Origin of the sequence: Corynebacterium sp. KPL1824 (assembly GCF_000478095.1) — a bacterium.
Lineage (GTDB): Bacteria > Actinomycetota > Actinomycetes > Mycobacteriales > Mycobacteriaceae > Corynebacterium > Corynebacterium accolens.
The window spans coordinates 22112-40471 of record NZ_KI515749.1 but is presented as its reverse complement, the minus strand read 5'-3'; the positions used below and the strand labels follow the sequence as shown (position 1 = coordinate 40471).

Annotated in this window: 16 protein-coding genes and 1 pseudogene; 9 read left to right on the top strand and 8 right to left on the bottom strand. The window is 56.5% G+C overall.

Annotation, left to right across the window (positions count from 1 at the left end; all coding sequences use genetic code 11):
- The first annotated feature begins 126 nt into the window (after positions 1 to 126).
- Positions 127 to 1110 (top strand): ABC transporter permease, encoded by a 984-nt coding sequence (locus HMPREF1267_RS00165; protein ID WP_023027993.1) that lies wholly within the window; start codon positions 127 to 129, stop codon positions 1108 to 1110.
- Positions 1111 to 1746, top strand: a complete 636-nt coding sequence (locus HMPREF1267_RS00160; RefSeq protein ID WP_023027992.1) for an ABC transporter ATP-binding protein — start codon at positions 1111 to 1113, stop codon at positions 1744 to 1746.
- Here the strand turns inward: HMPREF1267_RS00160 and HMPREF1267_RS00155 are convergent.
- Both HMPREF1267_RS00155 and HMPREF1267_RS00150 read right to left on the bottom strand, forming a co-directional pair.
- A complete protein-coding gene (locus HMPREF1267_RS00155) occupies positions 1733 to 3325 on the bottom strand; it encodes a bifunctional ADP-dependent NAD(P)H-hydrate dehydratase/NAD(P)H-hydrate epimerase (protein ID WP_023027991.1) in 1593 nt (530 codons plus the stop codon). The two genes, HMPREF1267_RS00160 and HMPREF1267_RS00155, sit on opposite strands and share 14 nt — an antisense overlap.
- Positions 3326 to 3342: 17 nt before the next feature.
- The gene (locus tag HMPREF1267_RS00150) at positions 3343 to 4158 is read right to left on the bottom strand and encodes an Fpg/Nei family DNA glycosylase (RefSeq protein WP_023027990.1); all 816 of its coding nucleotides are present in this window, start codon (positions 4156 to 4158) and stop codon (positions 3343 to 3345) included.
- A 118-nt stretch (positions 4159 to 4276) separates the two neighbouring features.
- Here HMPREF1267_RS00150 and HMPREF1267_RS00145 point away from each other — a divergent pair, with 118 nt between their 5' ends.
- Both HMPREF1267_RS00145 and HMPREF1267_RS00140 read left to right on the top strand, forming a co-directional pair.
- Positions 4277 to 5773, top strand: a complete 1497-nt coding sequence (locus HMPREF1267_RS00145) for a DUF1846 domain-containing protein (protein ID WP_023027989.1) — start codon at positions 4277 to 4279, stop codon at positions 5771 to 5773.
- A 42-nt stretch (positions 5774 to 5815) separates the two neighbouring features.
- Entirely contained in the window at positions 5816 to 6757 is a 942-nt protein-coding gene (locus HMPREF1267_RS00140; RefSeq protein WP_034657981.1) for a rhodanese-related sulfurtransferase, read from the top strand.
- 251 nt (positions 6758 to 7008) lie between these two features.
- Here HMPREF1267_RS00140 and HMPREF1267_RS13510 read toward each other — a convergent pair whose 3' ends face one another.
- Positions 7009 to 7242, bottom strand: coding sequence for an IS3 family transposase (locus tag HMPREF1267_RS13510; protein ID WP_367317541.1), 234 nt, complete (start codon positions 7240 to 7242; stop codon positions 7009 to 7011).
- Between the two features lie 1156 nt (positions 7243 to 8398).
- Between HMPREF1267_RS13510 and HMPREF1267_RS00135 the strand changes: the two genes are divergently transcribed.
- Together HMPREF1267_RS00135 and HMPREF1267_RS13250 are read left to right on the top strand one after the other, a co-directional pair.
- Positions 8399 to 9637 carry an IS256 family transposase gene (locus tag HMPREF1267_RS00135; protein ID WP_023027987.1) on the top strand — a complete coding sequence of 413 codons (1239 nt, stop codon included), beginning with the start codon at positions 8399 to 8401 and terminating at the stop codon, positions 9635 to 9637.
- Positions 9638 to 9802: 165 nt separating this feature from the next.
- Positions 9803 to 9973, top strand: a pseudogene (locus HMPREF1267_RS13250) (DUF3322 domain-containing protein); the annotation flags it as partial.
- Between the two features lie 84 nt (positions 9974 to 10057).
- Here HMPREF1267_RS13250 and HMPREF1267_RS13245 read toward each other — a convergent pair.
- Positions 10058 to 10201, bottom strand: coding sequence for a hypothetical protein (locus tag HMPREF1267_RS13245; RefSeq protein ID WP_232215119.1), 144 nt, complete (start codon positions 10199 to 10201; stop codon positions 10058 to 10060).
- Between the two features lie 170 nt (positions 10202 to 10371).
- Here HMPREF1267_RS13245 and HMPREF1267_RS00130 point away from each other — a divergent pair, with 170 nt between their 5' ends.
- Together HMPREF1267_RS00130 and HMPREF1267_RS00125 are read left to right on the top strand one after the other, a co-directional pair.
- Positions 10372 to 12240, top strand: a complete 1869-nt coding sequence (locus tag HMPREF1267_RS00130) for an ATP-dependent endonuclease (RefSeq protein WP_023027985.1) — start codon at positions 10372 to 10374, stop codon at positions 12238 to 12240.
- 2 nt (positions 12241 to 12242) lie between these two features.
- Positions 12243 to 14066, top strand: a complete 1824-nt coding sequence (locus tag HMPREF1267_RS00125) for a UvrD-helicase domain-containing protein (protein WP_023027984.1) — start codon at positions 12243 to 12245, stop codon at positions 14064 to 14066.
- 607 nt (positions 14067 to 14673) lie between these two features.
- On the opposite strand, the gene HMPREF1267_RS00120 is transcribed toward HMPREF1267_RS00125, so the two are convergent.
- From HMPREF1267_RS00120 to HMPREF1267_RS00105, 4 genes are all read right to left on the bottom strand, one after another.
- A complete protein-coding gene (locus HMPREF1267_RS00120) occupies positions 14674 to 15156 on the bottom strand; it encodes a hypothetical protein (RefSeq protein ID WP_023027983.1) in 483 nt (160 codons plus the stop codon).
- A gap of 9 nt (positions 15157 to 15165) precedes the next feature.
- Entirely contained in the window at positions 15166 to 16137 is a 972-nt protein-coding gene (locus HMPREF1267_RS00115; protein ID WP_023027982.1) for a universal stress protein, read from the bottom strand.
- Between the two features lie 94 nt (positions 16138 to 16231).
- On the bottom strand, positions 16232 to 16726 hold the full coding sequence (locus HMPREF1267_RS00110; protein WP_005280408.1) for a MarR family winged helix-turn-helix transcriptional regulator: 495 nt from the start codon (positions 16724 to 16726) through the stop codon (positions 16232 to 16234).
- Positions 16727 to 16780: 54 nt separating this feature from the next.
- Positions 16781 to 17869 (bottom strand): inositol-3-phosphate synthase, encoded by a 1089-nt coding sequence (locus HMPREF1267_RS00105; RefSeq protein ID WP_023016356.1) that lies wholly within the window; start codon positions 17867 to 17869, stop codon positions 16781 to 16783.
- A 116-nt stretch (positions 17870 to 17985) separates the two neighbouring features.
- Between HMPREF1267_RS00105 and HMPREF1267_RS00100 the strand changes: the two genes are divergently transcribed.
- Entirely contained in the window at positions 17986 to 18360 is a 375-nt protein-coding gene (locus tag HMPREF1267_RS00100) for a DUF5318 family protein (RefSeq protein WP_023027981.1), read from the top strand.

Below are 18360 nucleotides of genomic sequence, written 5' to 3'. Positions count from 1 at the left end.
CTGTCCAGAAAACACAATTTCCTACAGTATCTGCCGGAGGGTGGATGAGGGATCAACCAGTTGGTTGACTGGAGGTTCAACTAGGCCGCCGATTACTTCTGACCTGCGCAAAGGGACTATAGAAGTATGTTCTTAGCTATTCGTGAAATCACCGCCGCGCGCGGCCGCTTCGGGCTCATCGGCGGCACCGTAGCGCTTATCACCCTTCTTTTGGTTATGCTCTCCGGCCTGACGGAGGGCCTATCCAAGCAAAATACCTCGGCGCTCGAGGCCGTGGCGCAGGAGCACCCCTACGTCAGTTTTTCTACCGAAGAGCCCGCCTATAACGAGTCCGAGATCCACGAGAAGGATCTCTCCGGCGATGCGATTGCCTTGGGCACCGCGCAAACCAAGCTGGAGGGCGAGGGCGCGGTAGGCGTGATGGGCCTGCCGGCCGGTACGACCATCCCCAATACCAACGCCACCATCCCGGAAGATGGCGCCGTCCTCTCTGACACGATTGAGGCCTCCGGCACCGTGAATATCGGTGGGGTAGACCTCTCCGTAGAGGGCACCGTTGCCGAAACGCAGTTCTCCCACTCGCCGGTGGTATGGGTATCTACAGAGACCTGGCAGAAGGTAAGCCACGCCCCAGAGGACGTAGTCGGTACGGTTGCCCTGCACTCTGAGGAGGTGCCCGGTTCGGTCGAGATGTCTGATTCCTTCTCCGGCCTGCCCGCGTATCAGTCAGAACGCGGTTCGCTGTTGACCATGCAGGGCTTCCTCTACGGCATCTCTGCCCTGGTTACCGTGGCCTTCCTGACGGTATGGACCCTGCAGCGCACCCGCGATCTCTCCATCCTGCGCGCCCTGGGCGCCTCGGTGCGCTACCTGCTGCGCGATGCCCTGGCCCAAGCCGCGCTGATTTTGGCCGCCGGCACCATCCTCGGCGCTTTCGTCGGCTGGCTGCTTGGCCTGCTGGCCTCCGGCACCGTCCCCTTCGACGTATCCGTGCGCACCATCATCGTTCCCGCGGTCGGCATCTGGATCCTGGGCATGGCCGGTGCCCTGGTCTCTACTCGCCGCGTAGCCAAAGCCAACCCCCTCGATGCATTGGGAGGAAATGCCTAAATGTCCACCATCCTTGATATTCGCAACGCCACCGTCACCTTCCAGGACGGTACGACGACTACTACGGCGCTTGATGATGCCACCTTTAGCGCCGACTCCGATACCCTCACCGCAATCGTGGGCGAGTCCGGTTCCGGTAAGTCCACGATGCTCTCCGTCGGCGCCGGGCTCATCACTCCGGACTCCGGCACCGTAAAGGTCAACGGCACGAATTCCATCATCTTCCAGCAGTCGAACCTGTTGTCCTCGCTCAAGGTGCGCGATCAGCTGCTCATCATGGACCACATGGTCGGGCGCAAGCTGCGCAAGGATCGCGCCGATGAGCTGCTAGAATTCGTTGGCCTTAAGGGCATGGGCAATCGTCGCATCGGCCAGCTTTCCGGCGGCCAGGCCCAGCGCGTCAATATCGCGCGCGCCTTGATGGATGAGCCGAACCTGCTGCTTGCCGATGAACCCACTTCCGCCCTCGACTCCCACCTTTCCCAGGAAATCATCCGCCTGCTGCGCGATATTACCCAGGAGATGCACACCGCCACCGTGCTGGTCACGCACGATCGCTCCTTGCTCACCTTCGCCGACCACGTGGTGGAGGTTAAAGACGGCCGCGTGAGTAAGCGGGACGCTATCGGTGCATAACGAGCAATCGCGCGATGGACTGGGGCATCGCCGCGGCAATCTCGGAAGCGGAACAAATGCCAAAACCATCGGGGGTATGTGCCGCAATGGCTGCGGCGTGCTGGTGTAGGGCGGCGGCGTGGAGGATCTCCATGATGATGTACTCCGCATCGGCTTTTTCGTGGTCTACCTGCGCGATAGTGGCGCCGAGGATGCCGGATAAAACATCGCCGGAGCCTGCGGTGGCCGCATAAGAGTGGCCGGCATTCATCCCGTAGATGGCCTGGCCGGGCGCGGTCACCGTGGTGATGCGGCCCTTGTGCAGGATAAAACAGTCCAAGTCCTCGGCCAGCTCGCGCTGGCGCGGGCCCACGCCCTCGCTGAGATCGAGCTCGCGGCCGAGGGTGGCCTCGTAGAGGCGGCGGAACTCGCCGGCGTGCGGGGTAAGGATGATGCGCGGGTGGGAGCGGACGCGATCGCGCAGATCGGCGCTTTGGGCGAGCAGCGTCAGGGCATCGGCATCCAGGATGGTGGGCAGCCCGCGATCCAAGACGGCGCGGAGCTCACGGGCCGCTGCCTCATCGGTGCCGCGGCCAGGGCCAACCACCCACGCCTGGGCATGTACCTTGTCCTCGGCGCTCGGGTGGGGAACCACCTCGGGCAGGTGGGGGACCACGGCATCGTTATCTATCACCCGCACCATTGACGGCGTCGCGCGCACCGCGCCGGTAGCCGCTAGGATGCCCGCGCCGGGATAGGCACTGCTGCCAGCGCAAATGGCGGTGACGCCGCCGGTGTATTTCGTGCTCGAAGCGTGAGGAGTGGGGTCCACGATGGGGCCTGTGCAGCCCACGGGTTTGGGGGCGGTGACGTGGCCGAGGTGGGCATCGGCAAGCACGGGCTCCCCGGGCCACTGGAAAGGGAGATCGATGGTGGGCTCGTTGGCGATATAGCCCGCCGGCTCTGCGGTAGCCGTTAGTTCCTCCGCAAAGGAGCGCGGCGCGTTGGGCAGCTGCAGATCGCAGAGCACCACCGTGCCGCATTCCGGGGCGAAGATATGGCCGGCGCGCGCCCAACCGAAGCTCACGGTAATCGTTGCCTCGACGGCATTCTCCGCGGCCACGCCCGTATCCGCGTTGATGCCAGAGGGGATATCCACCGAAAGCACCGGGATATCGTGCTGCTTGGCCGCGCGGTACGCGGCAAGGCCCGCACCGCTAAGCCCGCGGGTGGAGTTGAGGCCGGCGACGGCATCAATGAGTAGGCCGGTAGCCTCCGCGTGCGGTTGATCTGTAATGGTCCCGCCGGCAGCGGTAAAAGCTTGCAGCGCTGGGTCGTGCGCAGCATCGGCAACGAGGAGCGCATCGACGCCATAGCCCTCCTCGGCGAGGAAAGCGCCTGCATAAAGGCCATCGCCACCGTTGCCGCCAGGCCCGGCCAGGATGGTGATGCGGCGAGGCGCAGGGCCCGTCAGCATGGATTTCGCCGTGGCGGCAACGCCCCTAGCGGCCAGGCGCATGAGCTCATCATCGTGGCTCTGCTGCGCGAGGAGCGCGGATTCGGCGGAACGAACGGCGGATACACTATAGGCAGGTCGCATGCCCGCCACTATAGGCCTTAAGCAGCGGATTGGCAGGTGGGGCACCAGAAGAGGTTTCGGCCCTCCATTACTTGCTCCGCAATCGGCGTGCCGCAGACATAGCAGGGCAAGCCCGCGCGCCGGTAGACGTAGACTTCGCCGCCGTGGTCATCCTTGCGTGGGTCGCGGCCCATGGCCTCGGGGGAGTGCTCGGCGCGCACGGTATCGATGCGGCCGTGCTCTACGCCGTAGTTCATGAGCTCTACCAGGTCTTTCCAGATGGCGAAGAATGTTTCACGGGAAACATCCTTGCCAGGGGTGAAGGGGGAGAGGCCGGCGCGAAAGAGGGCCTCCGCGCGGTAGATATTGCCCACACCGGCATACAGGTGCTGGTCCATCATGAGGGAACCGATGCTGCGGCGGGATTTGCTCACCTTGGCCCACAGGACTTCAGGATCGGCATCGGCGCGGAGCGGATCTTGGCCCACTTTGGTCAGCCGCGCCTGGTAATCCTCCTCCGTGAGCAGCAGGCAGAATTGGGGCCCGCGCAGCTGCGCGGCCTGCGCCCCATTGTCTATGCGTATGCGGATCTGCCCGCGGGTTTCCTCGCGCGGTTCGAAGCTGAGCTTGCCGATGAGCCCTAGGTGAATATAGAGGATATGTGCCGGGTTGGCGGCGGTGAAGTGCACGAAGAGGTGCTTGCCAAAGGCCTCTGCGTGGTCGATTTCTGTACCGTCCAGGATGGCCGCCTCGGTGGCAAACCGGCCTTGCGGGCTGGTCACGCTGAGTGGCATCCCGCGATAGTCAGCGTTGAGTGTGAGGGCTAGGCGGTGGATCACGTGACCTTCAGGCATAGCTTCAGTGTAGTGACATCATTGGTCGCCCCCAACTAGGGCGCGTGGCGCCGGGGGATGAAAAAGAGTAAACTCGAAGCGCGGATTGATTTTATTTCTATTGAAGGGTCGATAAATCATGACGCATAAAATCGGTTTTGACCGAGAAAAATACATTGAGCTGCAGTCAAAGCACATCCAGGCCCGCCGCGAAGAAATCGGCGGAAAGCTCTATCTGGAAATGGGCGGCAAGCTTTTCGATGATATGCACGCCTCCCGCGTGCTGCCGGGCTTTACCCCGGATAACAAGATCGCCATGCTGGAGCGCATCAAAGAGGAAATCGAAATCCTCCCGTGCATCAACGCCAAAGACATTGCTCGCCACAAGGTACGCGCTGATTTAGACATCCTGTATGAAGATGATCTCCTGCGCTTGGTGGACGTATTCCGCAGCCGCGGCTTCTTGGTTGAAAACATCGTCATGACCCAGGTGGAAGACGGAAATGCACAGGCAGAAGCGTTCATCGAAAAGCTCGAGCGCCTCGGCCTCAAGGTTGCCCGCCACCGCGTTATCCCTGGCTATCCCACGAATACGGACCTCATTGTCTCCGAGGATGGCCTTGGCAAGAACGAGTTCGCGGAAACCTCCCGGGACTTGGTCGTCGTCACCGCCCCAGGCCCTGGTTCCGGCAAGCTCGCCACCGCACTATCGCAGGTCTACCACGAGCACCAGCGCGGCAATAACGCTGGTTACGCCAAGTTTGAGACCTTCCCCATCTGGAACCTGCCCCTCGAGCACCCGGTTAACCTGGCCTATGAGGCAGCCACGGTGGATCTCAACGATTCCAATATTATTGACCACTTCCACTTGAGCGCCCACGGCGAATCCACGGTGAACTACAACCGCGACGTTGAGGCCTTCCCGCTGCTGCGGACCCTGCTGGAAAAGCTCACCGGCACCACGCCGTACGAATCGCCCACGGACATGGGCGTGAATATGGCCGGCTACTGCATTACCGATGATGCGGTCTGCCGCGCCGCCGCCCAACAGGAAATCATCCGCCGCTACTTCAAGGCCAAGGTAGAAGAAGCCCGCGCCGGGCTGGGCGATGAGCAGTCTGAGCGCGCTGCCGTCGTCATGGCGAAGGCCGGCATCAAGGTCGATGACCGCCCAGTAGTGGGCCCGGCCCGCAAGCGCGCGGAGGAAACCGATGGACCCGCCTCCGCGATGCAGCTTCACGATGGCACTATCATCACCGGCCGCACCTCCCCGCTGCTGGGCTGCTCCGCGGCGATGCTGCTCAATGCCCTCAAGTACCTGGCCGGCATCGATGACGATACCCACCTGCTCTCGCCGGAATCGATAGAGCCAATCCAAACGCTGAAGACGAAGCACCTGGGCTCTTCCAACCCCCGCCTGCACACCGATGAGGTGCTCATCGCGCTATCCGTATCCGCCGCGAAGGACGAGGATGCCCGCAAGGCGCTGGAACAGATCAAGGAACTCGCCGGCTGCGACGTCCACACCACCACCATCCTGGGCTCGGTGGATGAGGGAATCTTCCGCAACCTTGGTGTGCTCGTGACCTCTGATCCGGTTTTCGCCCGCAAGAAGGCGCTGTACCAGAAGCGCTAAGGAATTGGGGATCTTGCCGGTAGCGCGCCTAAGATTATGGGCGTGACTATCGGCAAAGTTCTCCTGTATTACTGCTTTACCCCCATCGAGGATCCGACCGCCGTCATGCTGTGGCAGCGCACCCTGTGCGAGTCCTTGGGCTTGAAGGGGCGCATCCTCATTTCGGAACACGGCATCAATGGCACCGTCGGCGGCGACATGGATGCCTGCAAGCGCTACGTGCGCCAAACCCGTGAGTACCCGGGCTTTAAGCGCATGCAGTTTAAGTGGTCCGATGGCGGAGCCGATGATTTCCCGCGCCTATCGGTTAAGGTGCGCGATGAAATCGTGGCCTTTGGTGCCCCGGGCGAGCTGAAGGTGGATGAGAACGGCGTCGTTGGCGGCGGTACACACCTCAAGCCGGAAGAGGTCAACAAGCTGGTAGAAGAGCGCGGCGATGAGGTCGTCTTCTTTGATGGGCGCAATGCGATGGAAGCAGAGATTGGCAAATTCAAAAATGCCGTCGTGCCGGATGTGCGCACCACCCATGACTTCATTGAAGAGCTGGAATCCGGCAAATATGACTGGATGAAGGACAAACCGGTCGTCTCTTATTGTACCGGCGGCATCCGGTGCGAGGTCCTTTCCTCCCTGATGAAGAATCGCGGCTTCAACGAGATCTACCAGATTGATGGTGGCATCGTGCGCTACGGCGAAAAGTACGGCAATGATGGGCTGTGGGAAGGCTCCATGTACGTCTTTGACAAGCGCATGCACCAGGAGTTCGGCCAAGGACTAGAAGACCCGGGCTTTATCCAATTGGGTCACTGCGTGCACTGCGGCAAGGGTACTAATACCTTCCACAACTGCATTAACGAGGACACGTGCCGCCAGCAGGTGCTCATCTGTGATGACTGCATCCAGAATGTGGAAACCCAGCATTGCGGGAGGCCGGATTGCGCCGAGGTGGCTGCAAATCTCGTCGATCAAAATTCGAAGTTTTGATTATGGATTGTGAGAAGTTGCTAGGACCTGGCCCCTGTTCGGTGGACACTTGATATCCAGCCCGGTCGGGCTGGCAAGATTGGTAATCTTGCCATCATGTCCAGGTACTCCGAACAGTTCACACGCGACGGTGTGGCCCTCTATAAGTCGGCGACAAAAGCGGTGTAGACGAATCCTTTTCGTGTCCGTACATAGGTAATGTCTGCGACCCACCCCCCGGTTGGGCCCAGTGGCTGTGAACCGTCGACCAACTAGATCTGGGCACAGAACCGCCCCCTTGGGTCTGCCGGTAGTGACAGGTGACCGCCTTTATCTGACAGGCCGGCCATACGCATCAATCTGGCATTCTGCTCACAGCCGATAGCGATTCCTTCACGGCATAGCGCGTGCCGCATCTTCCGCGCACCATAAAGACCATAGTTAGCAGCATGAACATGGCGAAGGTGCTCGAGCACAGCTGCGTCAGGAAGTCTGCGGGCACTCATGCCACGAGATGTAGATTGACAGCAGTCACGCGAGGTAATAAACTCACCAGCCCGGCTATTTTGAAGCGTCTTACACATGAACTCGGGCAGTGAAACGATTCCGGTATTCATCGATGAACCGGATCATTTCTTGACGTTTCGGGTTTGGACGTGAGGTGAAAAAAGCTGAGGCAGCCTTCAGAAGTTCATTAGTGTCGCGTAGCTGGTGATTTTCACGACGGAGCTTCGCGTTTTCGGCCGCCACATTCTCAGGCACAGGTTTTGGGATTTTTCTCGCACGACGAGCGTGCTGAGTCCGTTGACGGGCAGTGTGCCATGAAACCCCTAGCTTTGGAGCTACTGGACCTGACCCCCATTCGTTGGTCAGCCGACTAAACAATGGCTATCGAATCCGAATCGAGGACTTTGATATACGCAAAGCTACTGCCCGGTAAACCTGAGGCCTAAGCACACAACACTCGGTCCGGGCTAGGTATCGCTTGGCCCGGGCCAGTAACTACTACCCGGAACACACCAGTACCGCGGTACTGAAACACCGGTACAAACCAACTGCATCCGACATGTAGCGAGGCGCGGTTGATTCCAAGCTCGGCCGATGCTGAGTTCAGTGAGAGTTCCTCGTTGTTTTCATAGGGGGCTACACCATCGCGTGTAAACTGTTCTTAGTACCCGGACATGGTGGTAGATTACCTTCTTTGTCGGCTCGACTGGGCTGGATATCAGGTGTCCACCGACTGGGCTGGATATCAGGTGTCCACCAAGCAGGGATCAGGTCCTTATAGCCCATTGGAGGATCCTCGCCTTGTTGCTCATTTTTTGACCTACCGGCCTAAAAGGCCTGGTGCGACCCCAATCTCCTTGAGCCACATGCGCAATCGGGCGCTGCGACTCAATCACAAGATTTGCAGCCTCACTCGATACTCCGATGCATTTTGGCGTTGTTGACTCACAATGAACATCCTCTCCTACGGACACAAGATCCGCACTAATCGGGCGTTTACTAAACGAGGATAACCTCGCAATATTGGGTAATGGAGGGTTGCGTCCTTTAGTGTGGTGTAACGCTTGCTGATGGTGGGCCCCGGAAATAGTGGGGCGGTCACCGTCAGTTAACCTTTCGACTCAACTACCACATCTCACCGAAAGGCATATGACGATGACCGCTGCACCACATTCTATCGACCCGGCAACCTACTTGGATGATCTGCTCGCTCAAGCCTCCCCTGACTTGATGCGCCAGATGCTGCAAGGGTTTATCAACCAAATCCTCTCCGCCCAGGCCGACACCGTCTGCGGCGCCGAATACGGCGTTGCCTCCACCGAACGCGTCAACCACCGCAATGGGTACCGCCACCGCGACCTTGACACCCGTGTCGGCACGATCGATGTCGCAGTACCGAAGTTGCGTCACGGCGCATTCTTCCCGGACTGGCTGTTAGAACGCCGTACGCGGGCAGAACGGGCCTTATCGACTGTGATTGCAACCTGCTACCTCAAAGGGGTTTCCACCCGCAGAATGAACGACCTGGTAGCCACGTTGGGTATTGCCAACATGTCGAAATCCCAAGTTTCACGCATGGCAGAAGAACTCGACGAGATGGTCGCCGATTTCAAAAACCGTCCGCTCGATCCCGGCGGCTACGCCTACCTGTCCTGCGACGCGCTGACAATCAAAGTGCGCGAAGGCGGCCGTGTGGTCAAATGCTCAGTGCTGCTTGCCACTGGGGTCAACGCTGACGGGTATCGCGAGATGCTTGGCATGCATGTCGCCACCACGGAATCCAACGCGTCGTGGAAAGGCTTCTTCCAGGACTTAAAAGCCCGCGGACTTACCGGCGTATTCCTTATCACCAGTGATGCCCACGAAGGCATCCAGCACGCCATTTCCGAAGTGCTACCTGATGCGTCGTGGCAGCGCTGCCGCACCCATTTTGCGAAGAACCTTTACGAGAAGGTCCCGAAGACACAGTGGCCTATGGTCTCTGCAATGTTCCAGACGATCTTCCAACAACCTGACGCCACATCCACCTGGTCCCAAGCCCGTGAGGTAGTCGATCTACTAGAGCCGAAGTTCCCGCAAGTTGCGACCTATCTGGAGGAATCACTCGATGAAGTATTAGCGTTTACCGCAGCCCCGAAGTCGGTGTGGTCGAAGGTCTGGTCGAATAACCCCACAGAACGGTTAAACCGGGAGATCCGCCGGCGCACCGATGTTGTGGGCATCTTCTGGAACCGCGAATCCATCATCCGGCTTGTCGGTGCGGTCCTAGCCGAGCAACACGACGATTGGATCCAACAAAAACGCTACATGTCACTGACCGCACTCGAACACACCAGACACCTCATGCACCGCACAGGAGACGCCAATGGTGACCACAACCAGCTAACCGCCTGACCTCAAACACAGAACTGAATACCGAGCCGAAAGCACAAACGGCTACACCACTACACGGGACTTGACCGGCAAGAACAATGTTTCCACCCATGTAACGATCAACGGTGCCAGAACGCATCACAGCTGCTGTAGGACTCGCTACCGCAAACACCCGCGTCCTTGAGCGTGCGCAGGGCATCGCTGCTATCTTCCCTGACTCTCCCGGCTTTCGCCCACATCATCCACCGGACCTACTTCCAGTGGAGGGACTTAAGTACCTATGACCTGCGCCGCCTCGCGCCGTGTTTAACTTGGTTGCATGCCAACCCTGACTCCAGCAAATGGGAACGGGGCGCCCCAGTAGAAGGTGTAGACGGCAAGTGGATCGGTCCCCACCGCCGCTTACTCATCACATTCATCGCACCGTTTGGCATCATGGGCTTAGGATTTCGGCGCAGCGATACCCGCCTGCGCCTGTGCTACTTCAACCACGCGCCAGCGCTTCCGGATATCGAAGTTCCTCTCGCCCCAGTCCGTCTCTTTCCAGGCGCTCCTCCCCACGTCCTCATCGTAGAAAACAAACAAACCTTTCTAACGCTGCTCTCGCTTTCCGCCGCCTGCCGCCTACCATCGCCCTCCTCAGCTTCGGCACCGCCTCCCACCAACTCGACGCGCAGGACTGACTCCACCACACCGACATCCCCATAGAAAATTCAGTAGCTATAGTTCACTGGCGAGAGTGGTATAATGGGAAAATGTTCCTGTCTCAACTCAAGATCGAGGGAATTCGCGGGCTTGAAAATTTAGTCGCTAGCTTTACCCCAAATCTAAATGTTATTGTCGGGCCGAATAATTGCGGTAAATCCTCTCTGATTGACGCAATTCGTCTTGCTCTGTCACCAAGAGATTCAGTCCACCCCCGATGGATAAGTGAGGACGACTTCACTAGGACTAGCACTAGAAGCAGCATCCATCGCGCCTCAGCCTCTCTGGTTTTCGAAGGACTCTCAATAGAAGAAAAAGCTCGATATGTTGAGGCTCTTGGTAATGAGCTTGATACCGTAACGTTCGGTAAGAGATTTGAATTGGAGACCAATTCAGGGCGTATCCGTACAATACCCACAATCCAAGACCAACTCGTCGGATGGGACTCATTGCCCAATAGGAGCCTTGTCCACTACGTCTACATCGAACCACTGAGGGACGCCAAAAGAGAGTTCAAACACCATACGGGAACCCGATTGGCTAGAATCTTCCGCTTAGTCTCGGGTCACCCTGAGGCCGAGCAAGAACTAAAATCCCAAGTCCAAAAGCTAGAAAGACTATTATTGAGCGATGACGACGAAGAGGGCAATTCTTCGCTCGCAAGCCTTCCAATCAAAATCAATGAGGAGTTGTCCAAGCTCACACAATCCGAAAACTCCTCCATCACGATGCTAGTCAATGACCAAGATCTCTCGCGACTCATGAGAAGGTTTCGGCTCTCATTCCTTGAAAACGGTGAGTCATGGGAAATTGATGACGTTGGCCTTGGATACGCAAACCTGCTTTACCTAGCTACGCTCCTCCTTGAGCTAAGCAACCAACCAAAAGATGTTTTTAGCATTCTCCTTATTGAAGAACCCGAAGCTCATTTGCATCCAAAATTGCAAGAGACACTTGTGGATTTTCTTAAAGTGCACGCAGCTGAGAAGGATAACCTGCAAATTCTACTCACCACACATTCTCCTGTTATCGCAGCCAAGGCAGGTTGCCAGTCACTTTGTGGGCTAAACAAGGAAGGCCAAGAAACCATCTTCTGGCATGCAAATAGCCTCCAAAACAGTCAGGAAGAAAAAGCCAAGTTGAACAGGTTTTTCTTATCCCACCGCCCTGAAGCTATTTTCAGTAAGCATGTCTTACTAGTGGAAGGTACGGCCGAGGAGCTTCTCCTTCCTGCACTTTTCGAGGCATATATACGCGGGACTTCACCTGACAAATCAAGCAGCAAAAGAAGAATCCAACGTCTACGGGAGTCGCTGTGTATTTGTAGCGTGCAATCCGCGTCTTTCAGTCCGCACTGGAACCTTCTAAAGCTGTCGAGAAGTGGCATGACGCAAAGAAGACTTGCCGTACTTACTGATGCCGACTGGTCTGAGGACCAATGGGGACAAACGAGCCGGATCCGTAACGAGCCAATCAAGGCCACGGCGGGAGGAGCCCGCTTGGACAAACTAAGCCTTTCCAGAACAGGGTGGGACCATCAGTATCCCCAATTCGGAGGGTTTCTTTCCCACAGCACCTTCGAACATGAACTAATCATTCTTGCTCTAAGACTTCGATTTCTCGCGAACGACTCTCGCCTTCTAGATGCGATGAAAAATATTTTCCAGAACAATCACTGCCTTCTTTACAAAACCGCACTGTCCGCCTTTCGAGAGGGTGAAACACCTAAGAAGTGGGCAGAGCCAGACATTGTCGACAAAGGCGATGCCATTTGGAACCGCATAAGGAAATCGTCCCTCAAGAAAGCAAATTTCGCACAAGAACTCGCCTTCGAAATTTCTAACCGTGAGTTAGCCTTTGAAATACTCCCGTCAGAACTCGAGAAGTTTGTAAACGCCCTCGTAACTGAAAACGATTGATCATGAGCAAAATCGAACTGACCCCCGAACAGCAGGCCATCATTGACACAGACCAGCCTTTTTTCATCGATGCAGACCCAGGTTCTGGAAAAACATTCATCATTTCCGAGCACATAAAAAGAATGTTGAGCTCAGCCGGCGGGAAGCCATTTCTTCTATTGACTTTCACCAACACCGCTGTCAATTCTTTTCAAGCCAAGCTCACTAGCTACGAAACTTTTGATATTGAAGCTAACCGACGGCTGACACAGTCACGCGTCTTAACTTTTGATTCCTTCATTAATGCTTATCTAGCACGTCCTCTTGCGTCGTATCTTTGGCCTGACATTAAGTATAGATTTGTTCCATCTTTCGAACGGATTCCAAATTCGAGAATCCCAACCCCGTCAAATGGCAAATCTACCGTCAATATTCAGCATTTCGAACCCGACGGAACATACAAAGGCAATAAAAAATCGTTCAAACGGTGGGCTGAAGATCCGGGCTTCTCCAACGCTCTTGCCAACGCCTATCATCAAAAGTTTTGCGAAGGGGCCTGGTCGAGCAAACTCATCCGCTTTAAACTAAAGGAAATCTTAACTGGCAATATCGAATCCTCTGACGCTGCTAAAGCCGAAGAATTAACGAAACAGCTTTTAAAATTGATTGCGCTGCGCTTTCCGAGCATCTATATTGACGAAGCACAGGACTGTAACCGCTTCGAATGGTGCTTGGTGGACGAACTCCGGAGAAACAATGCCGATGTCTTCATTATTGGCGATAAAAAGCAGGCTATTTACGGTTTCAGAGATATATCAGCGCCCGCACCAGTTTTTGCACCGCTAGCTTCTCAAAAAAGCTTCGTCTTACGTCGCTCATTCCGTTCCAACAATGCAATATGTGATTTCGCTAACAAATTTCAAAAAATGGGGCTGCATTCAAAAATTTCCCCTTTAGAATTCCCATCCTCATCGTCGGCAGTCTCAATATTCACCTACTCGAATCCTGCAGAATACATCCAAAAGCTAAACTCATTAGACGGCAGCAGAAATATAATCCGAGATGGCTGGACCGTTCTGAGTCACAGAGCACAGACCCTTGATGACATATTTGGTGATATTCCAGCTTTCGGGCAAGAAAGAGATCCTGCCCATGAAGTTTATACGCAATTGCTCTCTTTGCAACACGCTTCTGACAACGTCAATGCTTCTCAAATCACTGTACTTATAGATTCGTTCCAGCGCCTCCTTCCATTGATGTGCATTAGACCTAATCCTAAAAGTAATGAAGGCGAGTATCTATTGGCGAAAGGCGAGGGTGAGCTGTCCCGTGTTCTTGCAACCCAGGCCATCTGCAATACGGACGGGCTTATACGAGAATTGTCTCGCATAGATTTCGAAGCATGGCTGCAGGAAAGTGTGCTCGCTAAGCTTCATCTTAATGGCGTTCTAATGGGCATGCCTGACGTCTTTGTCAACAGATACGGTCAGGAGTTCCCGTCCTTGACGAAGAGGCTATGGAGCCAGCCACCAGAGAAAAAGCTTGGGACGCTTGATGTCAAGTATAGAGGCACAATTCACAGTGTAAAGGGGCTCGAATTTCCAAAAGTGTCGGTCGTTATCGATTCTTGGCGTCCGCCCGGGGAAGATTCTCTTCTTACGAAAGTACTGAAGCATCGAGATACACCGGGATCCGATGAAACCCTCAACGTCGCCTACGTCGGAATCACCAGGGCAATCCATCAAGTTAACATCGCGTTCAAAATCGATTCTCAAAACTACCACGAGAATACGTTCCGCGAAGAGCTTGAAATGGCCGGCCTAGACCAATACCTTCAATCCACCTAGAATCGGCATAGTGCCAATTTCAGAATACTGAAGCGTCTTGTGTCTGGAGCACCGTTACGACCTACGTGGATGGTCTGGGCGAAAAGTGCTCACTACTGTTTTCCGTGGACGTCAAAGTCCGAAACTTCGTGAAACCGTTTGGTTCCATCAATGCGCCCCCTACAAGGTAGCGTTTCAGACTCCCTCACCGACATCTGCGGGAATTGGGTGTCAATTAGTTCAATCTGGGCTGAGACGACTAACGGCCCAGGTAACACCGTGGTAAACTTTCATGACACTTTTGACTGCCCGAACATGGGCCTGACCGGTTGTGTCCTTTATTGTGGTGTATCTGTAGCCCGCGGTAAGCCTCGTGCCGGTGCACAATAAGGCGATTATCGTGGCTACCTTTCGAATCAACTTTTACCTATCCTCGAAAGGAAGTTACCCGCAAGCTAAATGCAAAAATAGATGGCCACCTGGTCTATTACTTTGGTGATAGAGCAGCTAACGCTAGTGCTGGAAGAAGATAATTACCGCAACGGGACGTATCCGAAACCGTAGATTCTAATTGCGGACCTGATCCTTCGACGTATCTAATTTCTGGGGGTCAGGCCCGTGCGATTCTCTATACGGCAGCCGAGTCCACCAGAATTAGCTGGATATCGCTAATGGCCCAGATCATGAAATTGAAGGCCATCACCCAGAAGATCGCCATCCAGCTGCGCCAGCGCAGGTAGCGGCGCAGTTTGCGCACCATAATGATCGCGCAGCCAATCATGCCTAGCAGGGGGATGATCATGGTGGAAATGGCAAAGAAGTTTCTTTGGCCCTCAGTACACAGCCAGCTTGCGGTGCCGTCCTCGCACAGGGGGCCGCCGGTAAGGCGCGAAAAGAGCGCGACGCCGAAGCCATACAGCGCGGAGATGACCAGCACGGAAACCATGTACCAGATGGCTTGGCGGGTAGAGCGCCGGTTGGCGGCGGCTACCTCGACGGGATCGGGCTCATCTGCCAAATCATCGAAGCTTTGCGGCTCAGGCCGACGCAGGTTGGCATAATCGGCGTCGGTCGTCAGGTCGTTTTCGGGGTGCTCTGGGCGCGAGCTCATACATTAAGCCTAGTCGGTCGCGGGGTGAATGAGTACCGGTACGCGAATATGAGGGAGCAACTCGGTTGCGGTAGAACCCAAAAAGACCCGCGCGATGGGGCCTTGTGGGGCAGAGGCCATCAACATCAGATCGCCCTTTTTCCACTTGAGCGAATCAACGGCACCGGACCACCCGGCGCCAGAGCCGATCTCGGAGGTGACCTCGACCTCCGGGTAGGCATCTTGGATGTGGTCGCGGGCCCGGTCGAGCATGGCCAACGAATCCTCGTGCCACTCCGCGGTGAGCTTAAGCGCAATATCGCTTTTATCCTTCGACGGGGAATGAAGCAGGTCATCCGCTGAGAAGGCCAAGATGCGCAGTGGTAGATCCCAGCGATCCGCCAGCGCGGCTGCGCCTAATAATTCCCTATCCGCGCGCTCACCGCGCTCTGTAATGACAAAATTAAAGCGGGTCACGCCGTGCTTCGATAATTTGGCCTTGCGCGGGATAAGCCCTAAGGATAGTGGCGAGTAGTGCAGGAGGGTATCCGCGGTGGAACCGGGGAAAAAGCGGCCCTTGGGTGCGGCCTGGTTGGGGCCTAGAAGGATGATATCGGCCTGAAAATCCTGGGCCATCTCAGTAAGGAGCTGGGGGCGGGAGGGGCCATCGACAAGCACGGAGGGCGTATCGTTCCAGTACTTTTCCGGGATACCTGCCTCCGTCAGGGCCGCAGCGGTGGCTGTCGCGCATGCTTGCTTCTGCTCTTTAAACCATTTTTTGTATTTCCCGCCCAGCTTGGACAAAGACGTCGTGGTCCAAGGCTGGAAAACCGTGGAAATAACGCGTACCTCAATCACCGCGGTGCGCGATAGCCAGGCGGCGAATTCGAGGGGTTCGGTACCGGAAGAGGAAGGACTCCAGGAAATGAGGATGCGCAGCGGCTCTTTGACCGAGCCCTTATGCAGGGTCGGCAGCAGCGGTTGTTTAGATTTTTTGCCCATAGAAAGAATATGTATGCGAAAGCTTAGTGAGTACTAAAGCTCATTATCGTCTGTTGTGGCCGCAAAACTAAAATTACATGCCGCCGTAAGCTCGCTACTCGCTATCCATGGTGGGGCGGTAGACATCCGCAAGCTTGGAAATGACCGCGCCCATCTCGCGCGCGGTAGCCAAGTCCCCGGGCTCGAGCCACCGCATAATCTCTGCAAGGGCCGCGGCACGTTGCCCGGAAACTATGGCCAATTCGGACTCGCCCAGTTGGGTGAGCGCGACCAGCACGCCGCGGCGATCTTCCTCATCGCGGTGGCGTTCCACGAACCCGCGGCGCTCTAGTTGGTAGAGCGCGTTGGATGCGGTGGGCATGCGGATAAGCTCCGCCTGGGCAATGGTGGATACGCGGGAAGGCCCGCGCAAGCGCAACTGATTCATGATGGAGACCTGCGAGGTAGTCAGCGATGAACCCTCTGCGGTGCGCTGGAAAATAAGAATTAACTTATTGAGCGCCGGTTGGATATCCCGGGCTACCTCTACCGCGTCCTCGTAGTCGGACGGGGACTTCGTTGGGTCCGTCTCATCATGGTGTTGCGTCATAAAACTAAATTCTATCGTGCACTACCGCCTGGCGGTAGTATCGCGACGAAAAAATTAGCTTCCCTTAATAAAATCTTCCAGCTCGTTGCGTGCGACATCGTCGGCCTTCTGTACTGGCGGGGACTTCATTAGGTAGGAAGAAGCGGAAAGTACCGGTCCGGCGACCTTGCGGTCCAAGGCGATCTTGGCGGCGCGGACGGCATCGATAATAATGCCGGCGGAGTTAGGGGAGTCCCAGACCTCGAGCTTGTACTCCAGGTTCAGTGGGACCTCGCCGAATGCGGAACCCTCCAAGCGGACATAGGCCCACTTGCGGTCATCCAGCCACTCCACGTAGTCCGAGGGACCGATGTGGACGTTGCGGTCTGCGCGCTTGCCAGCGATAGGGGAATTGTGCACGTTGGAGGTCACGGACTGGGTCTTAGAAATCTTCTTAGACTCCAGGCGCTCGCGCTCCAGCATGTTCTTAAAGTCCATGTTGCCGCCCACGTTGAGCTGCATCGTGCGGTCCAAGCGCACGCCGCGGTCTTCAAAAAGCTTTGCCATAACGCGGTGGGTAATGGTGGCACCAACCTGGGACTTGATGTCATCGCCCACGATGGGCAGGCCTGCGTCCTCAAATTTCTTGGCCCACTCTGGGTCAGAAGCAATGAAGACCGGCAGGGCATTCACGAACGCGCAACCAGCGTCGATGGCGGCCTGGGCGTAGAACTTATCTGCTTCTTCGGAACCAACCGGCAGGTAGGAAACAACGACCTCGGCACCGGCCTCGCGGAGGGCAGCTGCGACATCGGCAGGAGCTTCGTCCGATTCCGTGATGGACTCCTGGTAGTAGCGGCCCAGGCCATCCATGGTGGGGCCGCGCTGAACGGTGACGCCTAGGTCTGGGACGTCTGCGATGGTGATGGTGCAGTTGCGGGAGCTGCGGGTAGCCTCCGCAAGATCCTTGCCCACCTTGTCCCCATCGACATCGAAGGCCGCGACGAATTCAATATCGCCGACGTGGTAAGGCCCGAACTGGGTGTGCATCAGGCCAGGAATATTTTCCTCCGCTGCGGCGTTGCGATAAAACTCCACGCCTTGAATAAGGGACGTGGCGCAATTGCCGACGCCGACGATGGCGACCTTTACTTTGTCAGACACACTATGCTCCTTTATTAATTCGTTGCTGTGTGGTGCCTGCGCAACGTTAGGCCAGAAATTATGCCTGGTGGTAGCACGACGGCATATGGATCGATCAAGAAGAGGAAATTAAGATAATGCGGGTGAATTCCGTTGCCTTCAAGCACGAACTTTCCCACGAGTGGGAACGCACCCAACACGTCCGCGAATACCGCGCCGGGCACCTGAGGCGCGACGAGGTCTGCGATGCGAACTTCCTCCTCCGGGCCGCCGCCGAGTACCACGGACGCACCATGGATAAGCCGTGCCCGGTCTGTGGTGAGAACCTGCGCCTGACCCGGTGGGTGTACGGCGAGAGCCTGGGCCGGCGCGCCGGGAGCGCCCGCAGCGAGAAAGAAATAGCGGAATTTGTCGGCGAAGGCCTGGAATTTACCGTGCATGAGGTGGAGGTCTGCCGGCACTGCCGCTGGAATCATTTGTTGCGTTCTGCAACGGCTTTTAACGCGTGTTAG